The organism is Azonexus hydrophilus, assembly GCF_001956855.1.
Classification (GTDB): Bacteria; Pseudomonadota; Gammaproteobacteria; order Burkholderiales; family Rhodocyclaceae; genus Azonexus; species Azonexus hydrophilus_A.
Genome location: NZ_MTHD01000002.1, coordinates 105,923 through 124,132, shown reverse-complemented (window position 1 = coordinate 124,132; position 18,210 = coordinate 105,923). Strand labels below are relative to the sequence as shown.

At 61.0% G+C, this 18,210-nt stretch carries 18 protein-coding genes; 2 read left to right on the top strand and 16 right to left on the bottom strand.

The features are described 5' to 3' along the window. The first annotated feature begins 84 nt into the window (after positions 1–84). Complete coding sequence (gene trxB / locus BJN45_RS05075) at positions 85–1,041, top strand: thioredoxin-disulfide reductase (RefSeq protein ID WP_076092788.1); 957 nt, start codon at positions 85–87, stop codon at positions 1,039–1,041. A 6-nt stretch (positions 1,042–1,047) separates the two neighbouring features. Further along, a complete protein-coding gene (locus tag BJN45_RS05070) occupies positions 1,048–1,815 on the top strand; it encodes a Smr/MutS family protein (RefSeq protein ID WP_240494496.1) in 768 nt (255 codons plus the stop codon). Between the two features lie 55 nt (positions 1,816–1,870). On the opposite strand, the gene BJN45_RS05065 is transcribed toward BJN45_RS05070, so the two are convergent. The 16 genes from BJN45_RS05065 to BJN45_RS04990 all read right to left on the bottom strand — a co-directional run bounded on the left by BJN45_RS05065 (position 1,871) and on the right by BJN45_RS04990 (position 18,183). After that, on the bottom strand, positions 1,871–2,209 hold the full coding sequence (locus BJN45_RS05065; protein ID WP_076092786.1) for a P-II family nitrogen regulator: 339 nt from the start codon (positions 2,207–2,209) through the stop codon (positions 1,871–1,873). A gap of 28 nt (positions 2,210–2,237) precedes the next feature. Then, entirely contained in the window at positions 2,238–3,854 is a 1,617-nt protein-coding gene (locus BJN45_RS05060) for an NAD+ synthase (RefSeq protein WP_076092784.1), read from the bottom strand. A gap of 3 nt (positions 3,855–3,857) precedes the next feature. Continuing rightward, positions 3,858–4,394, bottom strand: a complete 537-nt coding sequence (gene ppa, locus BJN45_RS05055; RefSeq protein ID WP_076092782.1) for an inorganic diphosphatase — start codon at positions 4,392–4,394, stop codon at positions 3,858–3,860. Between the two features lie 58 nt (positions 4,395–4,452). Then, a complete protein-coding gene (locus tag BJN45_RS05050) occupies positions 4,453–5,238 on the bottom strand; it encodes a 3'-5' exonuclease (RefSeq protein WP_076092780.1) in 786 nt (261 codons plus the stop codon). A gap of 10 nt (positions 5,239–5,248) precedes the next feature. Further along, positions 5,249–6,148 carry a cysteine synthase CysM gene (gene cysM / locus BJN45_RS05045; protein ID WP_076092778.1) on the bottom strand — a complete coding sequence of 300 codons (900 nt, stop codon included), beginning with the start codon at positions 6,146–6,148 and terminating at the stop codon, positions 5,249–5,251. Continuing rightward, on the bottom strand, positions 6,141–7,151 hold the full coding sequence (rfaD, locus tag BJN45_RS05040) for an ADP-glyceromanno-heptose 6-epimerase (protein ID WP_076092776.1): 1,011 nt from the start codon (positions 7,149–7,151) through the stop codon (positions 6,141–6,143). The genes cysM and rfaD overlap by 8 nt, the downstream gene beginning before the upstream one ends. A 9-nt stretch (positions 7,152–7,160) precedes the next feature. Continuing rightward, on the bottom strand, positions 7,161–8,087 hold the full coding sequence (rfaE1, locus tag BJN45_RS05035; RefSeq protein WP_076092774.1) for a D-glycero-beta-D-manno-heptose-7-phosphate kinase: 927 nt from the start codon (positions 8,085–8,087) through the stop codon (positions 7,161–7,163). A gap of 7 nt (positions 8,088–8,094) precedes the next feature. Further along, a complete protein-coding gene (gene lapB, locus BJN45_RS05030; protein WP_076092772.1) occupies positions 8,095–9,267 on the bottom strand; it encodes a lipopolysaccharide assembly protein LapB in 1,173 nt (390 codons plus the stop codon). Beyond that, a complete protein-coding gene (locus tag BJN45_RS05025; RefSeq protein ID WP_076092770.1) occupies positions 9,264–9,545 on the bottom strand; it encodes a LapA family protein in 282 nt (93 codons plus the stop codon). The genes lapB and BJN45_RS05025 overlap by 4 nt, the downstream gene beginning before the upstream one ends. 67 nt (positions 9,546–9,612) lie before the next feature. Further along, entirely contained in the window at positions 9,613–9,897 is a 285-nt protein-coding gene (locus BJN45_RS05020; RefSeq protein WP_076092768.1) for an integration host factor subunit beta, read from the bottom strand. Between the two features lie 11 nt (positions 9,898–9,908). Beyond that, positions 9,909–11,585 carry a 30S ribosomal protein S1 gene (gene rpsA, locus BJN45_RS05015; RefSeq protein WP_076092766.1) on the bottom strand — a complete coding sequence of 559 codons (1,677 nt, stop codon included), beginning with the start codon at positions 11,583–11,585 and terminating at the stop codon, positions 9,909–9,911. 101 nt (positions 11,586–11,686) lie between these two features. Beyond that, positions 11,687–13,618, bottom strand: coding sequence for a bifunctional 3-phosphoshikimate 1-carboxyvinyltransferase/cytidylate kinase (locus tag BJN45_RS05010; protein ID WP_076094073.1), 1,932 nt, complete (start codon positions 13,616–13,618; stop codon positions 11,687–11,689). 83 nt (positions 13,619–13,701) lie between these two features. Next, a complete protein-coding gene (locus BJN45_RS05005; protein WP_076094071.1) occupies positions 13,702–15,630 on the bottom strand; it encodes a polysaccharide biosynthesis protein in 1,929 nt (642 codons plus the stop codon). 45 nt (positions 15,631–15,675) lie between these two features. Beyond that, positions 15,676–16,896 (bottom strand): DegT/DnrJ/EryC1/StrS family aminotransferase, encoded by a 1,221-nt coding sequence (locus BJN45_RS05000; RefSeq protein WP_240494495.1) that lies wholly within the window; start codon positions 16,894–16,896, stop codon positions 15,676–15,678. Next, complete coding sequence (locus BJN45_RS04995; RefSeq protein WP_076092764.1) at positions 16,865–17,518, bottom strand: acetyltransferase; 654 nt, start codon at positions 17,516–17,518, stop codon at positions 16,865–16,867. Before BJN45_RS04995 ends, BJN45_RS05000 begins: the two co-directional genes overlap by 32 nt. Further along, positions 17,515–18,183 carry a sugar transferase gene (locus tag BJN45_RS04990; RefSeq protein WP_276205203.1) on the bottom strand — a complete coding sequence of 223 codons (669 nt, stop codon included), beginning with the start codon at positions 18,181–18,183 and terminating at the stop codon, positions 17,515–17,517. The genes BJN45_RS04995 and BJN45_RS04990 overlap by 4 nt, the downstream gene beginning before the upstream one ends. Positions 18,184–18,210 lie beyond the last annotated feature (27 nt).

The following is an 18,210-nucleotide window of genomic DNA, read 5'->3' as shown; positions in this document are numbered from 1 at the left end:
TGATAGATTGGTTACGATCCTCTACAAAACGATCGTCCATCAGGAGGCTATAATTTTCCCCGTCCAACTTACAGGCAGAAAAACATGTCCAAGACCACCCGCCACACTCCACTGATCATTCTCGGTTCCGGCCCGGCCGGCTACACCGCTGCCGTTTACGCCGCCCGCGCCAACCTGAAGCCGGTGCTGATCACCGGCATGGCCCAGGGTGGCCAGCTGATGACCACGACCGAAGTGGATAACTGGCCGGCCGACGCCGATGGCGTCCAGGGTCCGGAACTGATGCAGCGCTTCGAGAAGCACGCCACCCGCTTCGATACCGAAATCATCTTCGACCACATCCATACGACCCAGCTCACCGAAAAGCCGTTCACGCTGATCGGCGACGCCGGCACCTACACCTGCGACGCGCTGATCATCGCCACCGGCGCTTCCGCCATGTACCTCGGCCTGCCGTCCGAGCAGGCCTTCCAGGGCAAGGGCGTGTCCGCCTGCGCCACCTGTGACGGTTTCTTCTACCGCAACAAGCCGGTCGCTGTTGTCGGCGGCGGCAACACTGCCGTCGAAGAAGCACTGTACCTGGCCAACATCGCCAGCCACGTCACCGTGATCCACCGTCGCGAGAAGTTCAAGGCCGAGAAGATCATGCAGGACAAGCTGTTCCAGAAGGAAAAGGAAGGCAAGGTCACGATCCTGTGGAACAGCACGCTCGACGAAGTGCTCGGCGACGATTCCGGTGTCACCGGCCTGGCGGTCAAGCACGTGCAGTCCGGTGAAGTGAAGAAGGTCGACGTGCATGGCGTGTTCATCGCCATCGGCCACAAGCCGAATACCGACATCTTCGCCGGCCAGCTCGAAATGGACCACGGCTACCTGGTCACCCAGGCCGGCCGCAACGGCAACGCGACGCAGACCAGCATCCCCGGTGTCTTTGCCGCCGGCGACGTCCAGGACCAGATCTACAAGCAGGCCTGCACCTCGGCGGCCAGCGGTTGCATGGCGGCGCTCGATGCCGAGCGCTACCTGGACAACCTGTCCTGAAATCCCTTGATCGACCCGGACGACCTGGCGGCCTTCCGGGCGGCGGTGGCGGATGCCGATCCGCTGCCGCCGGATAATCGCGTCCAGCTGACGCGTGCCAGACCGCGGCGCCAGCCGCCGGCTCGCCCACTGCACGAAGCCAGCAAACCGACGACGAAAGCTCGTCGCGGCACTGACCTCCCGGCCCACTGGCACAGCGAGGGCAGCGCTCCCCGGCCGCGCCTGCCGGACGATCCCGATGCGGCAGCCTTCGTCCTGGCGATGCAGGGCGTGCATCCCCTGCCGGCGGCCAACCGCGTCGTCGTCGGCACCCCGCCGCCGCCACCGCGGCCGCAGCAATTCCTTGCCGACGAACGGGCCGCACTGCATGAAAGCCTGCATGGCCGCATCGGCCTGCAGGACCGGCTCGAAGGCGGCGACGAACCGCACTACCTGCGCAACGGCATCGCCGGCAACGTGCTGCGCGACCTGCGCCGCGGCCGCTGGGTGATCCAGGATGAAATCGACCTGCACGGCGCCAATCGTGACGAAGCCCGGCAACTGCTGGCAACGTTCCTCGCTGAATGCCTGCATCACGGTGTCCGCTGCGTCCGGGTGATCACCGGCAAGGGCCTGGGCTCGCCGCAGAAGCTGTCGATCCTGCGCCAGCTGACACGCGGCTGGCTGGCCCAGCGCGAGGAAGTCCTGGCCTACTGCCAGGCACGCCCGCACGACGGCGGCGAAGGCGCCTTGCTGGTATTGCTGCGCGCGCCGAAAAAGACAAGGGCGGCCTGAGCCGCCCTGCGTTTTTGCCTGAATCCTGCGGTCGACCGCAGGATTTGCCAAAAAATCAGATTGCCGATTCGTTGGTTTCGCCGGTACGGATACGCACCACCTGCTCGACCGGCATGACAAAGATCTTGCCGTCACCGATCTTGCCGGTACGCGCAGCCTTGACGATGGCGTCGATGGCCGGTTCGACATGTTCGGTGGCGACGACCACCTCGATCTTGATCTTGGGCAGAAAATCGACGACGTACTCGGCACCGCGGTACAGCTCGGTGTGACCCTTCTGGCGACCAAAACCCTTGACCTCTGTCACCGTCAGGCCGGTGATGCCGACTTCCGACAGGGCTTCGCGCACTTCGTCCAGCTTGAACGGCTTGATGATGGCTTCGATTTTCTTCATGGATGCATCCCCTCTTCTCTGTTTGATCTCAAAATTCGTCGACGTAGCGATTGGTGACAGGATAACGCCAGTCCTTGCCAAAACCACGCGGCGTGATGCGAATGCCGATCGGTGCCTGCCGGCGCTTGTACTCGGCGATGCGCAGCAGGCGCACGACGCGGCGCACATCGGCCTCGGGCAGGCCGGCGGCGATGATCTCGCGCGGGCTGCGGTCTTCTTCCATGTAGGCGCGGACGATGGCGTCGAGCACCTCGTATTCGGGCAGCGAATCCTGGTCCTTCTGATCCGGCTTCAGCTCGGCTGACGGCGGCCGGACGATGATGTTCTCGGGAATCACCGGCTCGCCCTGGCACAGCGTGTTGCGGTAGCGCGACAGACGATAGACCAGCGTCTTGTACACGTCCTTGATCACTGCGAAGCCGCCGGCCATGTCGCCGTACAGCGTGCAGTAGCCGACCGCCATTTCGGACTTGTTGCCGGTGGTCAGCACCAGCTTGCCGGTCTTGTTCGACAACGCCATCAGGATGTTGCCGCGGATCCGCGCCTGGATGTTCTCTTCGGTGGTGTCCTGCGGCAAGCCGGCGAACAGCGGTGCCAGCATGGATTCGTAGGTGGCCATCGCCGGCGCGATGGCGATTTCGTCGTACGAGCAACCGAGCTGACGGATCATCTCGCGCGAGTCGTCGAGACTCATCTGCGCCGTATAGGGCGACGGCATCATCACCGCGTGGACTTTTTCCGCGCCCAGCGCGTCGACCGCAACGCACAGCGTCAGCGCCGAATCGATGCCACCGGAAAGGCCGATGATCGCGCCCTTGAAGCCGGTCTTGCCGATGTAGTCGCGCACACCGAGGACCAGCGCCGAATAGGCTTCGGCTTCCAGCGACAGCGGTTCGGCATGATCGTCCGACTGCAGCCGGCCGCGATCGAAATCGACGATGCCGAGCGCTTCCTCGAACTGCGGCAGGCGCATGCAGATCTGCTCGCGCTCGTCGATGGCGAACGAGGCGCCGTCAAAAACCAGTTCGTCCTGGCCGCCGACTAGGTTGCAGTAGATGGCGGGCACGCCGGTCGCCTCGACCCGCTCGCCGAGCACGCGGGCGCGCTCGTGGTGTTTCTCGAGATGACAGGGCGAGGCATTGAGCACCAGCACCAGTTCGGCACCGGCGGCACAACTCAGTTCGTAGGGACCTTCTTCCCAGATGTCGGCGCAGATGTTGATGCCGACATTGACGTCACCGAGCGTGACGACACAGGCTTCGTGGCCCGGCTCGAAATAGCGCTTCTCGTCGAAGACGTCGTAGTTGGGCAGGCGGATCTTGCGGTAGACCGCAGTTTTCCGGCCATTTTCAATGACCGAGGCAGCGTTGTGACAGGCGCCTTCAAATTCTTCCGGATGGCCGACAACCAGCGCAATCCCGTCAACACGGGCGGCCAGATCGTCGAGCGCCCGCTGGCAGGCCCGGTAGAAATCCGGGCGCAGCAGCAGGTCTTCCGGCGGATAGCCGCTGAGCGCCAGTTCCGGCGTCAGCAGCACCTGCGCGCCGCGGGCTTTCGCCTCGGCAGCGCAGGCGATGATGCGTTCGACGTTGCCCGTCAGGTCACCGACGACGGCATTGAACTGGGCAACGGCGATGCGCAGCATGGCTTACTTGGCTTCGGCCTGGTAACGGGCGACGCCTTCCATGACTTCCTTGCGGGCTTCTTCGATGCCCTGCCAGCCAACGACCTTGACCCACTTGCCCGGTTCCAGATCCTTGTAGTGCTCGAAGAAATGCGAGATCTGCTTGCGCAGCAGTTCGGGGATGTCTTCAAAGGACTTGACGTCGTTGTACAGCGGAGTCAGCTTGGAAACCGGCACGGCCAGCAGCTTGGCGTCCTGACCGCCTTCGTCTTCCATGGCCAGCATGCCGAGCGGACGGCAGCGGATGACAACGCCCGGCGGCAGCGGGAACGGGGTAACGACCAGCACATCGACCGGATCACCGTCACCGGCGATGGTGTTGTTGATGTAGCCATAGTTGCAGGGATAGTGCATCGCCGTGCCCAGGAAGCGGTCGACGAAAACGGCGCCGGATTCCTTGTCCACTTCGTACTTGACCGGATCGGAATTGGCGGTGATTTCGATGATGACGTTGAAGTCGTCGGGCAGGGACTTGCCGGAAGAAACGTTGTTCAGGGACATCGTGAGCTCTCTGCGTTTAGTTTGAAAACCTTGATTATAGCGCCGTACGGCGACGTCATCAGCCCCAGGCAGCAAGAAACTCCCGCCAGTGCGGCGCGTCGATCCTGCCCAGTTGGGCCTTGATGAAAGCGATTTCGGCCACTTCCTCGTCGGCCGTCAGTTCGCCACGCATGCGCCGGAAACGGTTATAGACCAGGTAGGTATTGACCACGTCGGTTTCGCAGTAATCGCGGATGTCGGCGGCCTGCCCGGCCTGCCAGGCTTCCCAGACCTTGCTGCCGTCCATGCCGAGCTTGCCGGGAAAACCGAACAGTTTGGCCAGATCATCCAATGGCGCATTCGCCCGGCCGTTGTACAGCGCCAGCAGGTCCATCAGGTCGAGGTGGCGGGTGTGGTAACGGCTGATGTAGTTGTTCCACTTGAAATCGCGTGAATCGGCGTAGTCGCCCTCGCCCATGTCCCAGTAGCGCGGCGCGACGACGCCGTGCAGCATGCCGCGATAGTGCAGCACCGGCAGATCGAAACCGCTGCCGTTCCAGGAAATGATCTGCGGCGTGAATTTCTCGATGCCGTCGAAAAAGCGCTGGATGATCGCGCCTTCGTCGAGATCCGGCTCGGCCAGTGACCACACCTTGAAACCTTCGAGCGTGCGCAGCACGCAGGAAATGGCGACGACGCGCTGCAGGTGCAGCGGCAGGAAATCGTTGCCGCTCTTCGCCCGGCGCTGCTGGAAGGCGAGTTCGGCAACCTCGGCGTCGGACAACTCGGAGGGCAGATCGTTGATCCGGCGCAGGCCGGGGACATCGGGAATGGTCTCGATGTCGAAGACGAGGACCGGCTTCATGCCGCGCCGCTCATGCTGGAAACACGCCCGTCGACAGATAGCGGTCGCCGCGGTCGCAAACGATGGTGACGATGGTCGCGTTCTCCAGCGTCTGCGCCAAGCGCAGTGCCACCGCCAGCGCGCCGCCCGACGAGATGCCGGCGAAGATGCCTTCCTCGGTCGCCAGACGCCGGGTCATCGTTTCGGCGTCGGCCTGCGACACGTATTCGATGCGGTCGACATTGGTCTTGTCGTAAATCTTCGGCAGGTAGGCTTCCGGCCATTTGCGGATGCCAGGAATCTGGCTGCCGTCTTCCGGCTGGCAGCCGACGATCTGAATCGCCGGGTTCTGCGCCTTCAGATAGGCCGAGGTGCCCATGATGGTCCCGGTAGTGCCCATGCTGGAAACGAAATGGGTGATCCGGCCGTCGGTATCGCGCCAGATTTCCGGGCCGGTGCCTTCGATGTGGGCGCGCGGATTGTCCGGATTGGCGAACTGGTCGAGGATGATGCCCTTGCCTTCGTCACGCATCCGTTCGGCGACATCGCGGCACAGCTCCATGCCGCCGTCCTTCGGTGTCAACACCAGTTCGGCGCCGTAGGCGCGCATGCTCTGGCGGCGCTCGATGCTCTGGTTCTCGGGCATCACCAGGATCATCTTGTAGCCCTTGATCGCCGCCGCCATCGCCAGCGCGATGCCGGTGTTGCCGGAAGTCGCCTCGATCAGCGTGTCGCCCGGCTTGATCTCGCCGCGCGCTTCGGCATGGACGATCATCGACAGTGCCGGGCGGTCCTTGACCGAACCCGCCGGGTTGTTGCCTTCGAGCTTGGCCAGGATGACGTTGCCGCGGCGCTCGTTGTCAGCGCCGGGAATGCGCTGCAGCCGAACCAGCGGGGTGTTTCCGACAAAATCCTGCAGGGTTTTATACATTGCGGTTCAGCCACTCGATATATTGGGAAACGCCTTCCTCAACCGTGGCCATCGGTGCAACGTAGCCGGCATCGCGCAGCTTGGTCAGATCCGCCTGCGTAAAGGCCTGGTACTTGCCCTTCAAGGCTTCGGGGAAGGCGATGTATTCGAGCAAGCCCTGTGCCCGGAGTTCCACCAGACCCAGCGGCGCCGCGTTTTTTGCCTCGCTTTTTCCACACAGACAGCCGTTGACCGCAGCAACGGCGACGTCGTTGAAGCTCTGCGCGCGCCCCGAGCCCAGATTGAAGATGCCGGACTTTTCCGGATGGTCGAGGAAAAAGAGATTGACCTTGGCCACATCGCCAACGAAAACGAAATCGCGCATCTGGCCGCCATTTTCGTAGCCGTGCGAGCCTTCGAACAGCTTGACCTTGCCGTCAGCGCGGAACTGGTTGAAGTTGTGGAAGGCGACCGATGCCATCCGCCCCTTGTGCGTTTCGCGCGGACCATAGACGTTGAAGTAGCGGAAGCCGACGATCTGCGACGACGGATTCTGCGCCAGCTTTTGCCGGACAACCTGGTCAAACAGGAACTTGGAGTAGCCGTAAACGTTGAGCGGCCCTTCGTACTGGCGCTCTTCCCTGAAAACGTTGCTGGCGCCGTAGGTCGCCGCGCTGGAGGCATAGAGGAACTGGACGTCCTGATCGAGACACCAGTCGAGCAGGATGCACGAATAGCGGTAATTGTTCTCCATCATGTAGCGGCCGTCGGTTTCCATCGTGTCCGAACAGGCACCTTCATGGAAGATGGCTTCGATCTCGCCGTCGAAATGCCCGGCCTGGATGCGCTCGATGAAATCCTGCTTGTCGATGTAATCGGCGATTTCGCAATCGATCAGGTTCTTGAACTTTTCTGCCTTGGTCAGGTTGTCGACCGCAATGATCTTGGTCACGCCGCGCTCGTTGAGCGCCTTGACGATATTGGCACCGATGAAGCCGGCAGCGCCGGTAACGACTGTGTACATGGTTTTTCCTTACAGGGCGCCCGCGATTTCATCGCGGGTCACAACGGCGGTTCCCAGTTTGCCGACAACGATGCCGGCAGCGATATTGGCGACTCGAATGGCTTCGGCCCAGTCGGCACCGGCAGCAAGCATCACGGCGAGGGTAGCGATGACGGTATCGCCGGCACCAGAGACGTCGAAGACCTCGCGCGCCTGCGCTGCCTGGTGGAAGGTCTGGCCGTCGGCGAAGAGCGTCATGCCCTCCTCGCTGCGGGTGACCAGCAGGGCTTCCAGGCCGAGCTCGCCGCGCAGTTTCTCGGCCTTGTCGAACAGCACCGCCTCCGACGACCAGCGGCCGACGACATCGCGCAATTCGGAGCGGTTCGGCGTGATTACCGTGGCGCCAGCATACTTATCCCACTCATCACCCTTCGGATCGACCAGCACCGGCTTGGCGGCAACGCGGGCAAGCCGGATCATCTCGGTGATGTGCGTCAGGCCGCCCTTGCCGTAATCGGACAGGATGACGATGTCGCAATCGGCGAGCCGGCGTTCGTACTCGGCCAGTTTGGCATCGAGGATTTCGTGCGAAGGCGTGGTTTCGAAATCGATGCGCAGCAGTTGCTGCTGGCGACCGATGACCCGCAACTTGACCGTCGTGTCGATCTCGCGGTCGACCTGCAAATCGGCGGCAATTCCACCTTCGGCCAGCAGACGGCCGAGCGTGCGCCCGGCCTCGTCGTCGCCGACCACCGACAGCAAGGTCGTTTGCGCCCCCAGCGAGGCGGCGTTGCGGGCGACGTTGGCGGCGCCACCGAGGCGCTCTTCCATCCGCGCCACCTTGACCACCGGCACCGGCGCTTCCGGCGAAATGCGGCTGACTTCGCCGAACCAGTAGCGGTCAAGCATCACGTCGCCGACGACAAGCAGGCGAACCTGCGACAGTTTTTCCAGCATCGAAGTCCTACAGGGATTGATCGAATTCTTCGCTGCGTCGCGGTGGATTGGTTTCCCAACCGCCGCACGCCGGACAACGCCAGTAGAACTGGCGCGCCTTGAAGCCGCAATTATTGCATCGATAGCGCGACAGGCGACGGGTATAGCCCTGGATGATGGTCTTCGCCAGTTCGACATCCGGCCGCACTTCCGGCGAGGCCAGCGGCAGACGCGCACTCATCAGCTTTTCCAGGCCAAGCAGCGACGGATTGCGCTGCAATTCGGCACGCACCAGACGGTAGGCCGCCTCGTCACCCTGACCTTCGAGCACCAGTTGATGAACGACATCGAGCAGGTCCTGCGACGGATAATGCTCGAGATAACCGCCGAGCAGCGCGATGCCCTCGCCCAGGCGCTCAAGCTTGCGATAGGCGTCAAGCAGACGCTGGGCAACCAGCGACAGGTAGGCGGGATCCTGCTGCTCGATCCCCTGCCAGACGGCGATCGCCTCTTCCAGCTTGCCTTCCTGAGCAAACAGGTCGCCCAGCAGCATGCTGGCACGGACGCACTTGCGGTTTTCCTGCATCGCGACATCAAGATACTGACGCGCCGAATCACTGCGCGAACGCATGATTTCACCGGCCGCCAGTTCGCAGAAATACTCGGCTATTTCACGGTGCGATGCGACATCCGGCAATTCACGGGCAATGTCGATGGCCTTCTGCCATTCCTTGCCGACCTGATAGATTTCCAGCAGCGAGCGCTTGGCATCAGGCTCGCGCGAAGTACCGATCAGCTTGTTGAAGATTTCTTCGGCACGGTCGAGCAGGCCGGCCTTGAGAAAGTCCTGGCCGAGTTCGACCATCGCCTGCAAACGGTGCTTTTCCTCGATTTCGGGCAAGGCCAGCAGGTTCTGGTGCATGCGGATGGCCCGCTCGGTCTCGCCCCGACGGCGGAACAGGTTGCCGAGCGCGAAATGCAGCTCGACGGTCTGCGAATCAACCTTGGCAACTTCGAGGAAGGAATCGATGGCCTTGTCCGGCTGCTCGTTGAGCAGGAAATTGAGGCCCTTGAAATAGGAGCGCGGCAACGCACGGGACTCGTGCACCACCTGGCGCATGTCGACACGGGCGGCAGTCCAGCCCATGGCAAAAAACACGGGTACCAGCAGCAGTTGCCAGTATTCAAAAAGTTCGTTCATGGTTGAGGCGGCAGTTCCGGCACAGGGGCGTGCTCAGCCTTGGCCAGCGCCCGCTTGAGGCGGGCGATTTCGCGGCGCTGCCGGAAAACCGGGCCGACCAGCGACAACACGCCAAGAATCGCGCCACCGGCAAAGAATGCCAGCAGAAGAATGACCAGCGGCGCCTGCCACTGGTAGTCGAGCACCAGGGTCAGGGTGACCGGTGCGGTGTTCTGGATGGCAAAGACCACCAGAAAGGAAAAGATGATGAAGCGCAGGAACCAGGTCAGGGCTGTCATGACATTCAATGAAAAGGGGCAGTGAAATTCACTGCCCCGAATCTACCACATTGGGCCAAGCCCGGCTTCAGATCGACTGGTCGACCCGCTCGCGCAGTTCCTTGCCGGCCTTGAAGTGGGGGACCCACTTCGCCGGTACGCTGACCTTGTCTCCCGACTTGGGATTGCGACCAACGCGCGGCGGCCGGTAGTTGAGCGCGAAGCTGCCAAATCCGCGGATCTCGATGCGGTCTCCGCGCACCAGCGCTTCAGACATCGCATCGAGAATCATCTTGACCGCGAAATCAGCATCCTTCGCCACCAACTGCGGAAATCGCTCCGCCAGCCGGGCGATGAGCTCGGATTTGGTCATGCTTGCCCTTATCAGCCTTGCTGGTTCAGCTTGGCCTTGAGCAGGGCACCCAGGTTGGTCGTACCGGTAGCAGCAGAGGTGTCAGAAGAGAACTTCTGCAGGGCTTCGTGCTGTTCGGCTTGATCCTTGGCCTTGATGGACAGATTGATGCCACGGGTCTTGCGATCCACGTTGATGATCATGGCTTCGATCTCGTCACCCACCTTCAGGTGCTGGGACAGGTCTTCGGTACGCTCGCGAGAGAACTCGGAGGCACGCAGGTAGGCTTCGTTTTCGCCATCCAGCGCAACCACGGCACCACGGGCATCAACCGACTTGACGATGCCACGGACGATGCTGTTCTTCTCGTGGGTAGCGATGAAGTTGGCGTACGGGTCGCCATCCAGCTGCTTGATACCCAGGGAGATGCGTTCCTTCTCGACGTCGATGCCGAGAACCACGGCTTCAACTTCGTCACCCTTCTTGAAGTTGCGGATGGCTTCTTCGCCGGTCGCGGACCAGGACAGGTCGGACAGGTGAACCAGACCATCGATGCCGCCAGGCAGACCGATGAAGATGCCGAAGTCGGTGATCGACTTGATCGCGCCCTTGACCTTGTCACCCTTCTTCTGATTCATCGCGAAGTCGTCCCAGGGATTGGCCTGGCACTGCTTCATGCCCAGGGAGATACGACGACGTTCTTCGTCGATTTCCAGGATCATGACTTCAACTTCGTCGCCCAGGGAAACAACCTTGGACGGGTGGACGTTCTTGTTGGTCCAGTCCATTTCGGACACGTGCACCAGGCCTTCGATGCCCTGTTCGATTTCGACGAAGCCGCCGTAATCGGTCAGGTTGGTGACCTTGCCGAACAGGCGGGTGCCAGCCGGGTAGCGGCGGCCGATGCCGACCCACGGATCGTCGCCCAGCTGCTTCATGCCCAGGGAGACGCGGTTCTTCTCGGCGTCGAACTTGAGGATCTTGGCGGTAACTTCGTCACCAACGTTGAGCACTTCGCTCGGGTGACGGACACGGCGCCAGGCCAGGTCGGTGATGTGCAGCAGACCATCGATGCCGCCGAGGTCGACGAATGCACCGTAGTCGGTGATGTTCTTGACGATACCCTTGACGGTGGAACCTTCCTTGAGGTTCTCCATCAGCTTTTCGCGATCCTTGTCGGCGGTCGCTTCGAGGACGGCACGACGGGACAGGACGACGTTGTTGCGCTTGCGATCGAGCTTGATGACCTTGAATTCAAGGGTCTTGCCTTCGTACGGGGTGGTGTCCTTGACCGGACGCATGTCAACCAGCGAGCCCGGGAGGAAGGCACGGACGCCGTTGGACATGACGGTGAGGCCGCCCTTGACCTTGCCGGTGATGGTGCCGCTGACCAGCGCGCCATCGTTCAGGGCCTGCTCCAGGAAGTTCCAGGAGGCGATGCGCTTGGCGCGATCGCGGGACAGGCGGGTCGAACCATAGCCGTCTTCCAGCATTTCGATGGCGACCTGGACGAAATCGCCGACGGCGACTTCAATTTCACCCATATCGTTCAGGAATTCTTCTACGGGAACGTAGGATTCGGATTTCAGGCCGGCATTGACCACAACGAAATTGTGATCGATGAGCACCACTTCTGCAGTGATGACTTCGCCTTGACGCATTTCCTGGCGAGCCAGGGATTCTTCAAACAGTTGAGCAAAAGATTCCATTACGGAGTGAGTTCCTTGCCACGAATCAAATGACCCGCAGCGGGTTGAGGGTTACAACAAATTGCCTGCCACATGGCCGGCAACACCTTGCTACGACAGCTTTACGACGATGCTTCCGAGTACCAGTCCAGAACCTGCTTCACCGCCTGTTCGATGGTGAGTTGCGTGGTCTCCAGCAGCCTGGCATCAGCCTCCTGCCTGAGCGGCGCCACGCTACGCTGCGAGTCGCGCGCGTCACGTTGCTGCAGGTCAGCCAGAAGGTCCGGGAGATTAGCAGAGAAACCTTTTTCGATCAACTGCTTATAGCGTCGTTCAGCGCGCGCCTCGGCAGTGGCTGTGAGGAAGACCTTGAGCACGGCACGCGGGAAGATCACCGACCCCATGTCGCGCCCGTCGCCGACCAGGCCGGGCAAGGTGTTGAAGACGCGCTGACGGAACAGCAACGCCTCGCGCACGGCCGGCAAGGCGGCGACTTTCGAGGCGCCGGCCGAGATGTCTTCGGTCCGGATGGCGTCGCCAACCAGCACGCCGGCCAGGCGGATGTCTTCACCGGTGAACACCACGTCAAGACCGGCGGCAATAGCCGCGACACCAGCTTCATCGTCCCAGGCGATACCGGCGCGTTGTGCGGCGAGCGCAGTCAGTCGGTAGAGCGCACCGGAATCGAGGTAGGCAAAACCGAGCGCCGCGGCAACGCGCGCCGCCACCGAACCCTTGCCCGACGCCGACGGGCCGTCGATGGCGATCACCGGCGCCGCCCGGGTGACCGTCGCGAAGCGTTCGAAGTAATCGGGGAAGGTCTTGGCCACGCACTTCGGATCGTTGATGCGCAACGGCGTTGCGAAAGCGGCGAGCGAGAAGCACATCGCCATGCGGTGGTCGTCGTAGGTGTCGATCGCCGCGGGTCTCGCGGTCGACGGCGTGATCTTGATGAAATCCGCGCCCTCCTCGACTACGGCGCCGATCTTGCGCAGCTCGGTCGCCATCGCCGCGATGCGGTCGGTTTCCTTGACCCGCCAGCTGGCGATGTTGCGCAGCGTCGTCGTGCCCTTGGCGAACAGCGCAGCGGTAGCCAGCGTCATCGCCGCGTCGGGAATGTGGTTGCAATCGAGGTCGACCGCAATCAGCCCGCCCTGTGGCGCGCATGCAGTCATCCAGTTCGGCCCGGTTTCGATGATGGCGCCCATCTGCGCCAGCGCCTCGGCGAACTTCACATCGCCCTGGATCGAATCACGACCGACGCCCTCGACCCGGACCGGCCCGCCACCAATGGCGCCGAGCGCAAGGAAATAGGACGCCGACGAGGCATCGCCCTCGACATACACCGTCCCTGGCGAGACATAACGGCTGCCGGCACGCACGGTGAAACGCTGCCAGCCGTCGCGCTCGACGACAACACCAAAGCGTGCCATCGTCGCCAGCGTGATCTCGATGTAGGGCTTGGAAATCAGCTCGCCGACGACGTCGACCGCAACAGTCTGACCGGTCAGAGGCAAGGCCATCAGCAGACCGGTCAGGAACTGGCTGGAAACGTCGCCACGAACGCTGACCACGCCATCCGGTCGGATCGTTGCCGGCTTCAGGTGCAGTGGCGGGTAACCCTCATTGCCCAGGTAGCTGACATCGGCACCGAGCTGGCGCAGACCATCGACCAGGTCGCCGATCGGCCGCTCGTGCATGCGCGCCACGCCCTTCAGCACGTAATCGCCACCAGCCAGCGCCAGCGCCGCGGTCAGCGGCCGGAAGGCAGTACCGGCGTTGCCGAGAAAGAGTTCAGCCTGCTTGACCGGGAAAGCACCGCCGCAGCCGACGATCTTCCAGTTTTCACCGCCCAGGTGCGTGACACCGATGCCCAGCGCTTGCAGTGCATCGAGCATGCGCTCGGTATCGTCGGAAGCAAGCAGATCGCGAACCTCGGTCTCACCATCGGCCAGCGCCGCCAGCAGCAGCACACGGTTGGAAATGCTTTTGGAACCGGGCAGACGGACGGTACCGGCGGCAGACAACAACTGGGGGAGATCAAGGAATTCCATGGCGGCGATGCCCAAAAATGCGGGAGGCAGGCACGCTAGGGCATGCTTGCACCTTTGTCAATGCGCCGTATCGACTTCCCGGCTTAGCTCGCTTCTGCCAACTGAGCCAGATGCACCCAATCAACGATCTCGCCAGAAGGCTCATAGCCGGAAACCAGCTCCTGCAGCATCAACCGCACCACACCGACATCGTTGACCTCCAGCGCTGCTTGCAGGGCGAGCAAACGCTGCTCCAACTCCACCCAGGCGAGGAAGTCCTCATGCGCCTTCATGATGCGTGGATGGCTGGTCGGCTTGGGGTTATCGCCGATCAGCAATTCTTCGTAGAGCTTCTCTCCCGGCCGCAGGCCGGTGATCTCGATCTCGATGTCGCCATCGGGGTTGTCCTCGCCTCTGACCTCAAGACCGGACAACTCGACCATGCGCCGGGCAAGATCGAGGATTTTCACCGGCTGCCCCATGTCGAGTACAAACACATCTCCGCCCTTGGCCATCGCGCCAGCCTGGATGACCAGTTGCGCAGCCTCGGGAATGGTCATGAAGTAGCGGGTGATCTCCGGGTGGGTGAGCGTGATCGGTCCTCCATCGCGGATCTGCTGACGAAAACGCGGCACCACCGAGCCAGAGGAACCGAGCACATTGCCGAATCGGACCATGGCGAATTTGGTCCCCGGAGATATCTCGGCCAACGCTTGCAGAACCATCTCGGCCATGCGCTTGCTCGCCCCCATGATGTTGGTCGGACGCACCGCCTTGTCGGTACTGATCAGGACAAAATCAGCCACCCCATTGCGCGCCGCCGCCTGTGCCGCGCGCAACGTGCCCAGCACGTTGTTCTTGATGCCCTCGGCCGGATTATGCTCGACCAGAGGCACGTGCTTGTAGGCGGCAGCGTGGTAAACCGTGTCTGGTCGCCAGGTCGACATGATCTCGTGCATCCGCTCATCGTCCTGCACGGAAGCCAGCAGGGGAACCAGATGCACATTCCGTCCGGCCAGTTTTTCTTCCAGCTCCTGATGAATCGCATACAGTGCGAACTCGCTCTGCTCGATCAGCAACAACTTCTGTGGCCCGATGACCAGTATCTGACGACACAACTCGCTGCCGATGGAGCCTCCCGCCCCGGTCACCAGTACCACCTTATCGAGAATATTCTTCGCCAGCAGGATGTGGTTCGGCGACACCGGATCGCGTCCGAGCAAGTCGTCAATATCGAGTTCGCGCAGATCGGAGATGCTGACCTTGCCCTGAGCCAGGTCGCTCATGCTTGGCAGCGTACGCACCGAGACGTGGGCGCGACGTATCTCCGCCAGAATTTCATTGCGGCGCTTGCGATTCAGCGAAGGCATCGCGAGCAACACATCGCTGATATTCAGCGCCGATTCAAGACTGACCAAATCCCCCGGGTTATAAATCCGCAGGCCGTTAAGCACATGACCATGCAAACGATCATCGTCATCGAGAAACCCGACCACCTGCATCTCATGACTGTTGCCCATGGCCGCAGCAAGTTGCCGCCCACTTCTCCCGGCACCATAGATCAGCGCCTTGGGGCGGGCCACCTCTTTCAGGATGCTCCGGTAACGATCACCCAGCCAAATCCGTGCAAAAGCTCTGGATGCACCGACGAACAGCAGCAACAGGATGGGCTGGATGATGCCGACAGTTCGCGGCACCTCGTTAACACCGATGGCAGCGAAGATGGATGCATACAGCACCCCGTAGATTCCGACAGCGCGCGCCACCGTCAGCAAGGCTGGCCAGCCGCTATAACGGAAGATTGCCAGATAAAGCCCCGAGGCAATGAATACAGGTATGGCAATACCTACCGATACTGCAACCGACCAGAGACCATTTCCCGATAACGCGACAAACTCACCCAAGCGGAGATAGTAAGCCAGCCAGACAGACAGTACGCACAACCCTATATCAACGAACACAACAATGAATCGCTTTGCAGATCTCGGCAGGCCGAGCACGGGAGCCGCAAACTTATTGAGCAATCTGATCATCGCTGCCATCCACCGAAACCTGTTTTCCGATTGCGCAATAGCGCCTCATTGACACGCCTCGTTCATTACCCGACGTAACGCGACACATGTCTCATTGATTTCCATCTGAGTCAGCGAAGGATGAACCATGAACATCATAGAGGTTTCTCCTAACTCATGAGCCACAGGCAACGGCGCCTCTGGCCTCCAGCCGGTGTTGTCAAAAGCTTTTTCCAGATATATCTCTGAACAGCTTCCCTGATTACAAGGAATGCCAACCTCATTCAGCGCATCCAGAATACGTCGCCGCGTCCAGCCAGCCTTCAGGCGCACTGGTTCAACAAAGACATAGCATTTGTATGCTGCGTGCAGGATATCACCGGGCAACTCCGGCACCCGCAACCCAGGGAGCTCACGTGCACAAGCCCATATCTGCTGGCAATTGTCAGTGCGCTTACGGCTCCACTCCGACATCCGCTGCAACTGGATACGGCCGATTACCGCCTGCATTTCGATCATTCGCCAGTTCGATCCAAAGCCTTCGTGCAACCAGCGAAAGCCCGCCGGGTGCTCCCGCTCGTAAACCGCTTGATACGATTTTCCATGGTCCTTGTAAGACCACATCGTCCGCCAGAGCGCTTCGTCCTGAGTCGTTACCATCCCCCCCTCACCACCAGTGGTCATGATCTTGTCCTGACAGAAAGACCAAGCCCCCACATGGCCGATGCTACCAACGGGCCGGCCTTTATAGCGTGCCCCGTGCGCCTGAGCGCAATCCTCGATCACTTTCAGGCCGCGCCGGTCAGCCAGTGCCATGATTGGGTCCATATCACACGGCCAACCAGCCAGATGGACACAGATCACCGCTTTGGTTCGTGGAGTCAGCACCGCCTCGATTGTTTGCGCAGTTATATTCTGGGAATCCTTGTCAACATCAGCAAATACCGGCTTCGCCCCAAGACTGACAATACACGACGCTGACGCAATGAAGGTTCTGGGCGTCACGATGACCTCATCGCCGGAACCAATACCTAGGGCGCGTAGCGCCAACTCCAGAGCTACCGTGCCGTTGGCCACAGCCACCGCATGAGCGCACCCGCACCAATCAGCAAACTCAGTCTCAAAACGGCGACAGTGATCGCCAGTCCAGTAGTTCACCCGGTTGGACAGGAGAACGGAACGGACAGCATCAGCCTCTTCTTCTGAAAAAGATGGCCACGGGGAAAAAGGTGTATTCAGCATTTCATCAATATCCTCAAGCAAGCGGGCGGGCCGGATTACCGACAACAGTCACACCGTTTGGTACGTCCCGTGTCACCACAGCCCCCATACCGACAACCGCCCCGGCGCCAATAAGCAATGGCTGCCCAGGCTTGCCCTGACGGATGATGGCACCGGAACCAACATAGGCATGGTCACCTATATGGATGTTCCCGTTGCATTTGACGCCAGGAGCGAAGGTTACGAAATCGCCGATCACGCAGTCGTGCTCGACGTAGCTATACAGGTTGGCGTGAAAATGCCGACCGATGATGATGTTCGAAGTCAATGTAACGAAAGGACTCAGGATCGCCCCCTCCCCGATGGAAACATCATCCATTATCGTCACGTTCCCGGCTGATATGGTCCAGGGTAGGATGCCATCCTGCTGGCAATGCAAGGCGATACGTTCCCGTACCTTGCCATTTGCCACTGCGATAACGGCATGACGGCTGCCGGCGGGCTCTGCAATGAACTGTGCGTGGCTGACAACGCGGTGACCGTTGATGATTTTGCCGGCCAGTGCATCGTCGACAAATACCAGTTGCTCCACACCTATCCCATCGGCGAGCAATTGCTGACGAGCCAGCGGCAGAACGCCGCGGCCGCAGCCTCCGGCTCCGATGACCCCATACAATCCATCCTTCATGACCCCTGGCTCCCGGTAAACTTGCTCATCGTTGCCTTTCCTGCCTCATTGATTCCTTCCCTGGCCAGTACCTTGCGGACAGTCAGGAGAAGTATCCTGAGGTCCAGCCAAAACGACTGATGATCCACATACCAAACATCAAGTCGGAAACGCTCATCCCAGTCGAGCGTGTTGCGACCGTTTATCTGAGCCCAGCCTGTTATCCCCGGCCGAACATCATGCCGACGCCGCTGCTCGGGAGAATACAGCGGGAGGTATTCCATCAACAGAGGCCTCGGCCCGACCAGACTCATGTCGCCCACCAGAACATTCCACAACTCCGGCAATTCATCGAGGCTCGTCGCCCGGAGAAAGCGGCCAAATCGTGTCATGCGCTGTGCATCTTCCAGCGGGCGCCCATCATCGTCATAGGCATCGAGCATGGTGCGGAACTTGAACATTCGGAACGGAACACCATGCAAGCCAGGCCGGACTTGCACGAAAAATACAGGTCTGCCCAAGGCACCAGCCACTGCCAGGGCAAGTACAAAAAGTAGAGGCCCGAGCAGCAGCAGCGAGACTGCTGCCACCGTGATATCAATCAACCTTTTAGTCATTCCTGATAATTTCCAGAACCGCTCCGTCTGCGCCGAAATTGCAATACCAATGATTTCGTCATGAGCCACATCCCGTTCAAACGCCTAGCTTGAGAT

Bases quoted from the DNA above. Each gene is read 5' to 3' on its own strand.
- trxB (WP_076092788.1), top strand. From the start codon at position 85: ATGTCCAAGACCACCCGCCACACTCCACTGATCATTCTCGGTTCCGGC.
- BJN45_RS05065 (WP_076092786.1), bottom strand. From the start codon at position 2,209: ATGAAGAAAATCGAAGCCATCATCAAGCCGTTCAAGCTGGACGAAGTG.
- BJN45_RS05060 (WP_076092784.1), bottom strand. From the start codon at position 3,854: ATGCTGCGCATCGCCGTTGCCCAGTTCAATGCCGTCGTCGGTGACCTG.
- ppa (WP_076092782.1), bottom strand. From the start codon at position 4,394: ATGTCCCTGAACAACGTTTCTTCCGGCAAGTCCCTGCCCGACGACTTC.
- BJN45_RS05050 (WP_076092780.1), bottom strand. From the start codon at position 5,238: ATGAAGCCGGTCCTCGTCTTCGACATCGAGACCATTCCCGATGTCCCC.
- cysM (WP_076092778.1), bottom strand. From the start codon at position 6,148: ATGTATAAAACCCTGCAGGATTTTGTCGGAAACACCCCGCTGGTTCGG.
- rfaD (WP_076092776.1), bottom strand. From the start codon at position 7,151: ATGTACACAGTCGTTACCGGCGCTGCCGGCTTCATCGGTGCCAATATC.
- rfaE1 (WP_076092774.1), bottom strand. From the start codon at position 8,087: ATGCTGGAAAAACTGTCGCAGGTTCGCCTGCTTGTCGTCGGCGACGTG.
- lapB (WP_076092772.1), bottom strand. From the start codon at position 9,267: ATGAACGAACTTTTTGAATACTGGCAACTGCTGCTGGTACCCGTGTTT.
- BJN45_RS05025 (WP_076092770.1), bottom strand. From the start codon at position 9,545: ATGACAGCCCTGACCTGGTTCCTGCGCTTCATCATCTTTTCCTTTCTG.
- BJN45_RS05020 (WP_076092768.1), bottom strand. From the start codon at position 9,897: ATGACCAAATCCGAGCTCATCGCCCGGCTGGCGGAGCGATTTCCGCAG.
- rpsA (WP_076092766.1), bottom strand. From the start codon at position 11,585: ATGGAATCTTTTGCTCAACTGTTTGAAGAATCCCTGGCTCGCCAGGAA.
- BJN45_RS05010 (WP_076094073.1), bottom strand. From the start codon at position 13,618: ATGGAATTCCTTGATCTCCCCCAGTTGTTGTCTGCCGCCGGTACCGTC.
- BJN45_RS05005 (WP_076094071.1), bottom strand. From the start codon at position 15,630: ATGATCAGATTGCTCAATAAGTTTGCGGCTCCCGTGCTCGGCCTGCCG.
- BJN45_RS04995 (WP_076092764.1), bottom strand. From the start codon at position 17,518: ATGAAGGATGGATTGTATGGGGTCATCGGAGCCGGAGGCTGCGGCCGC.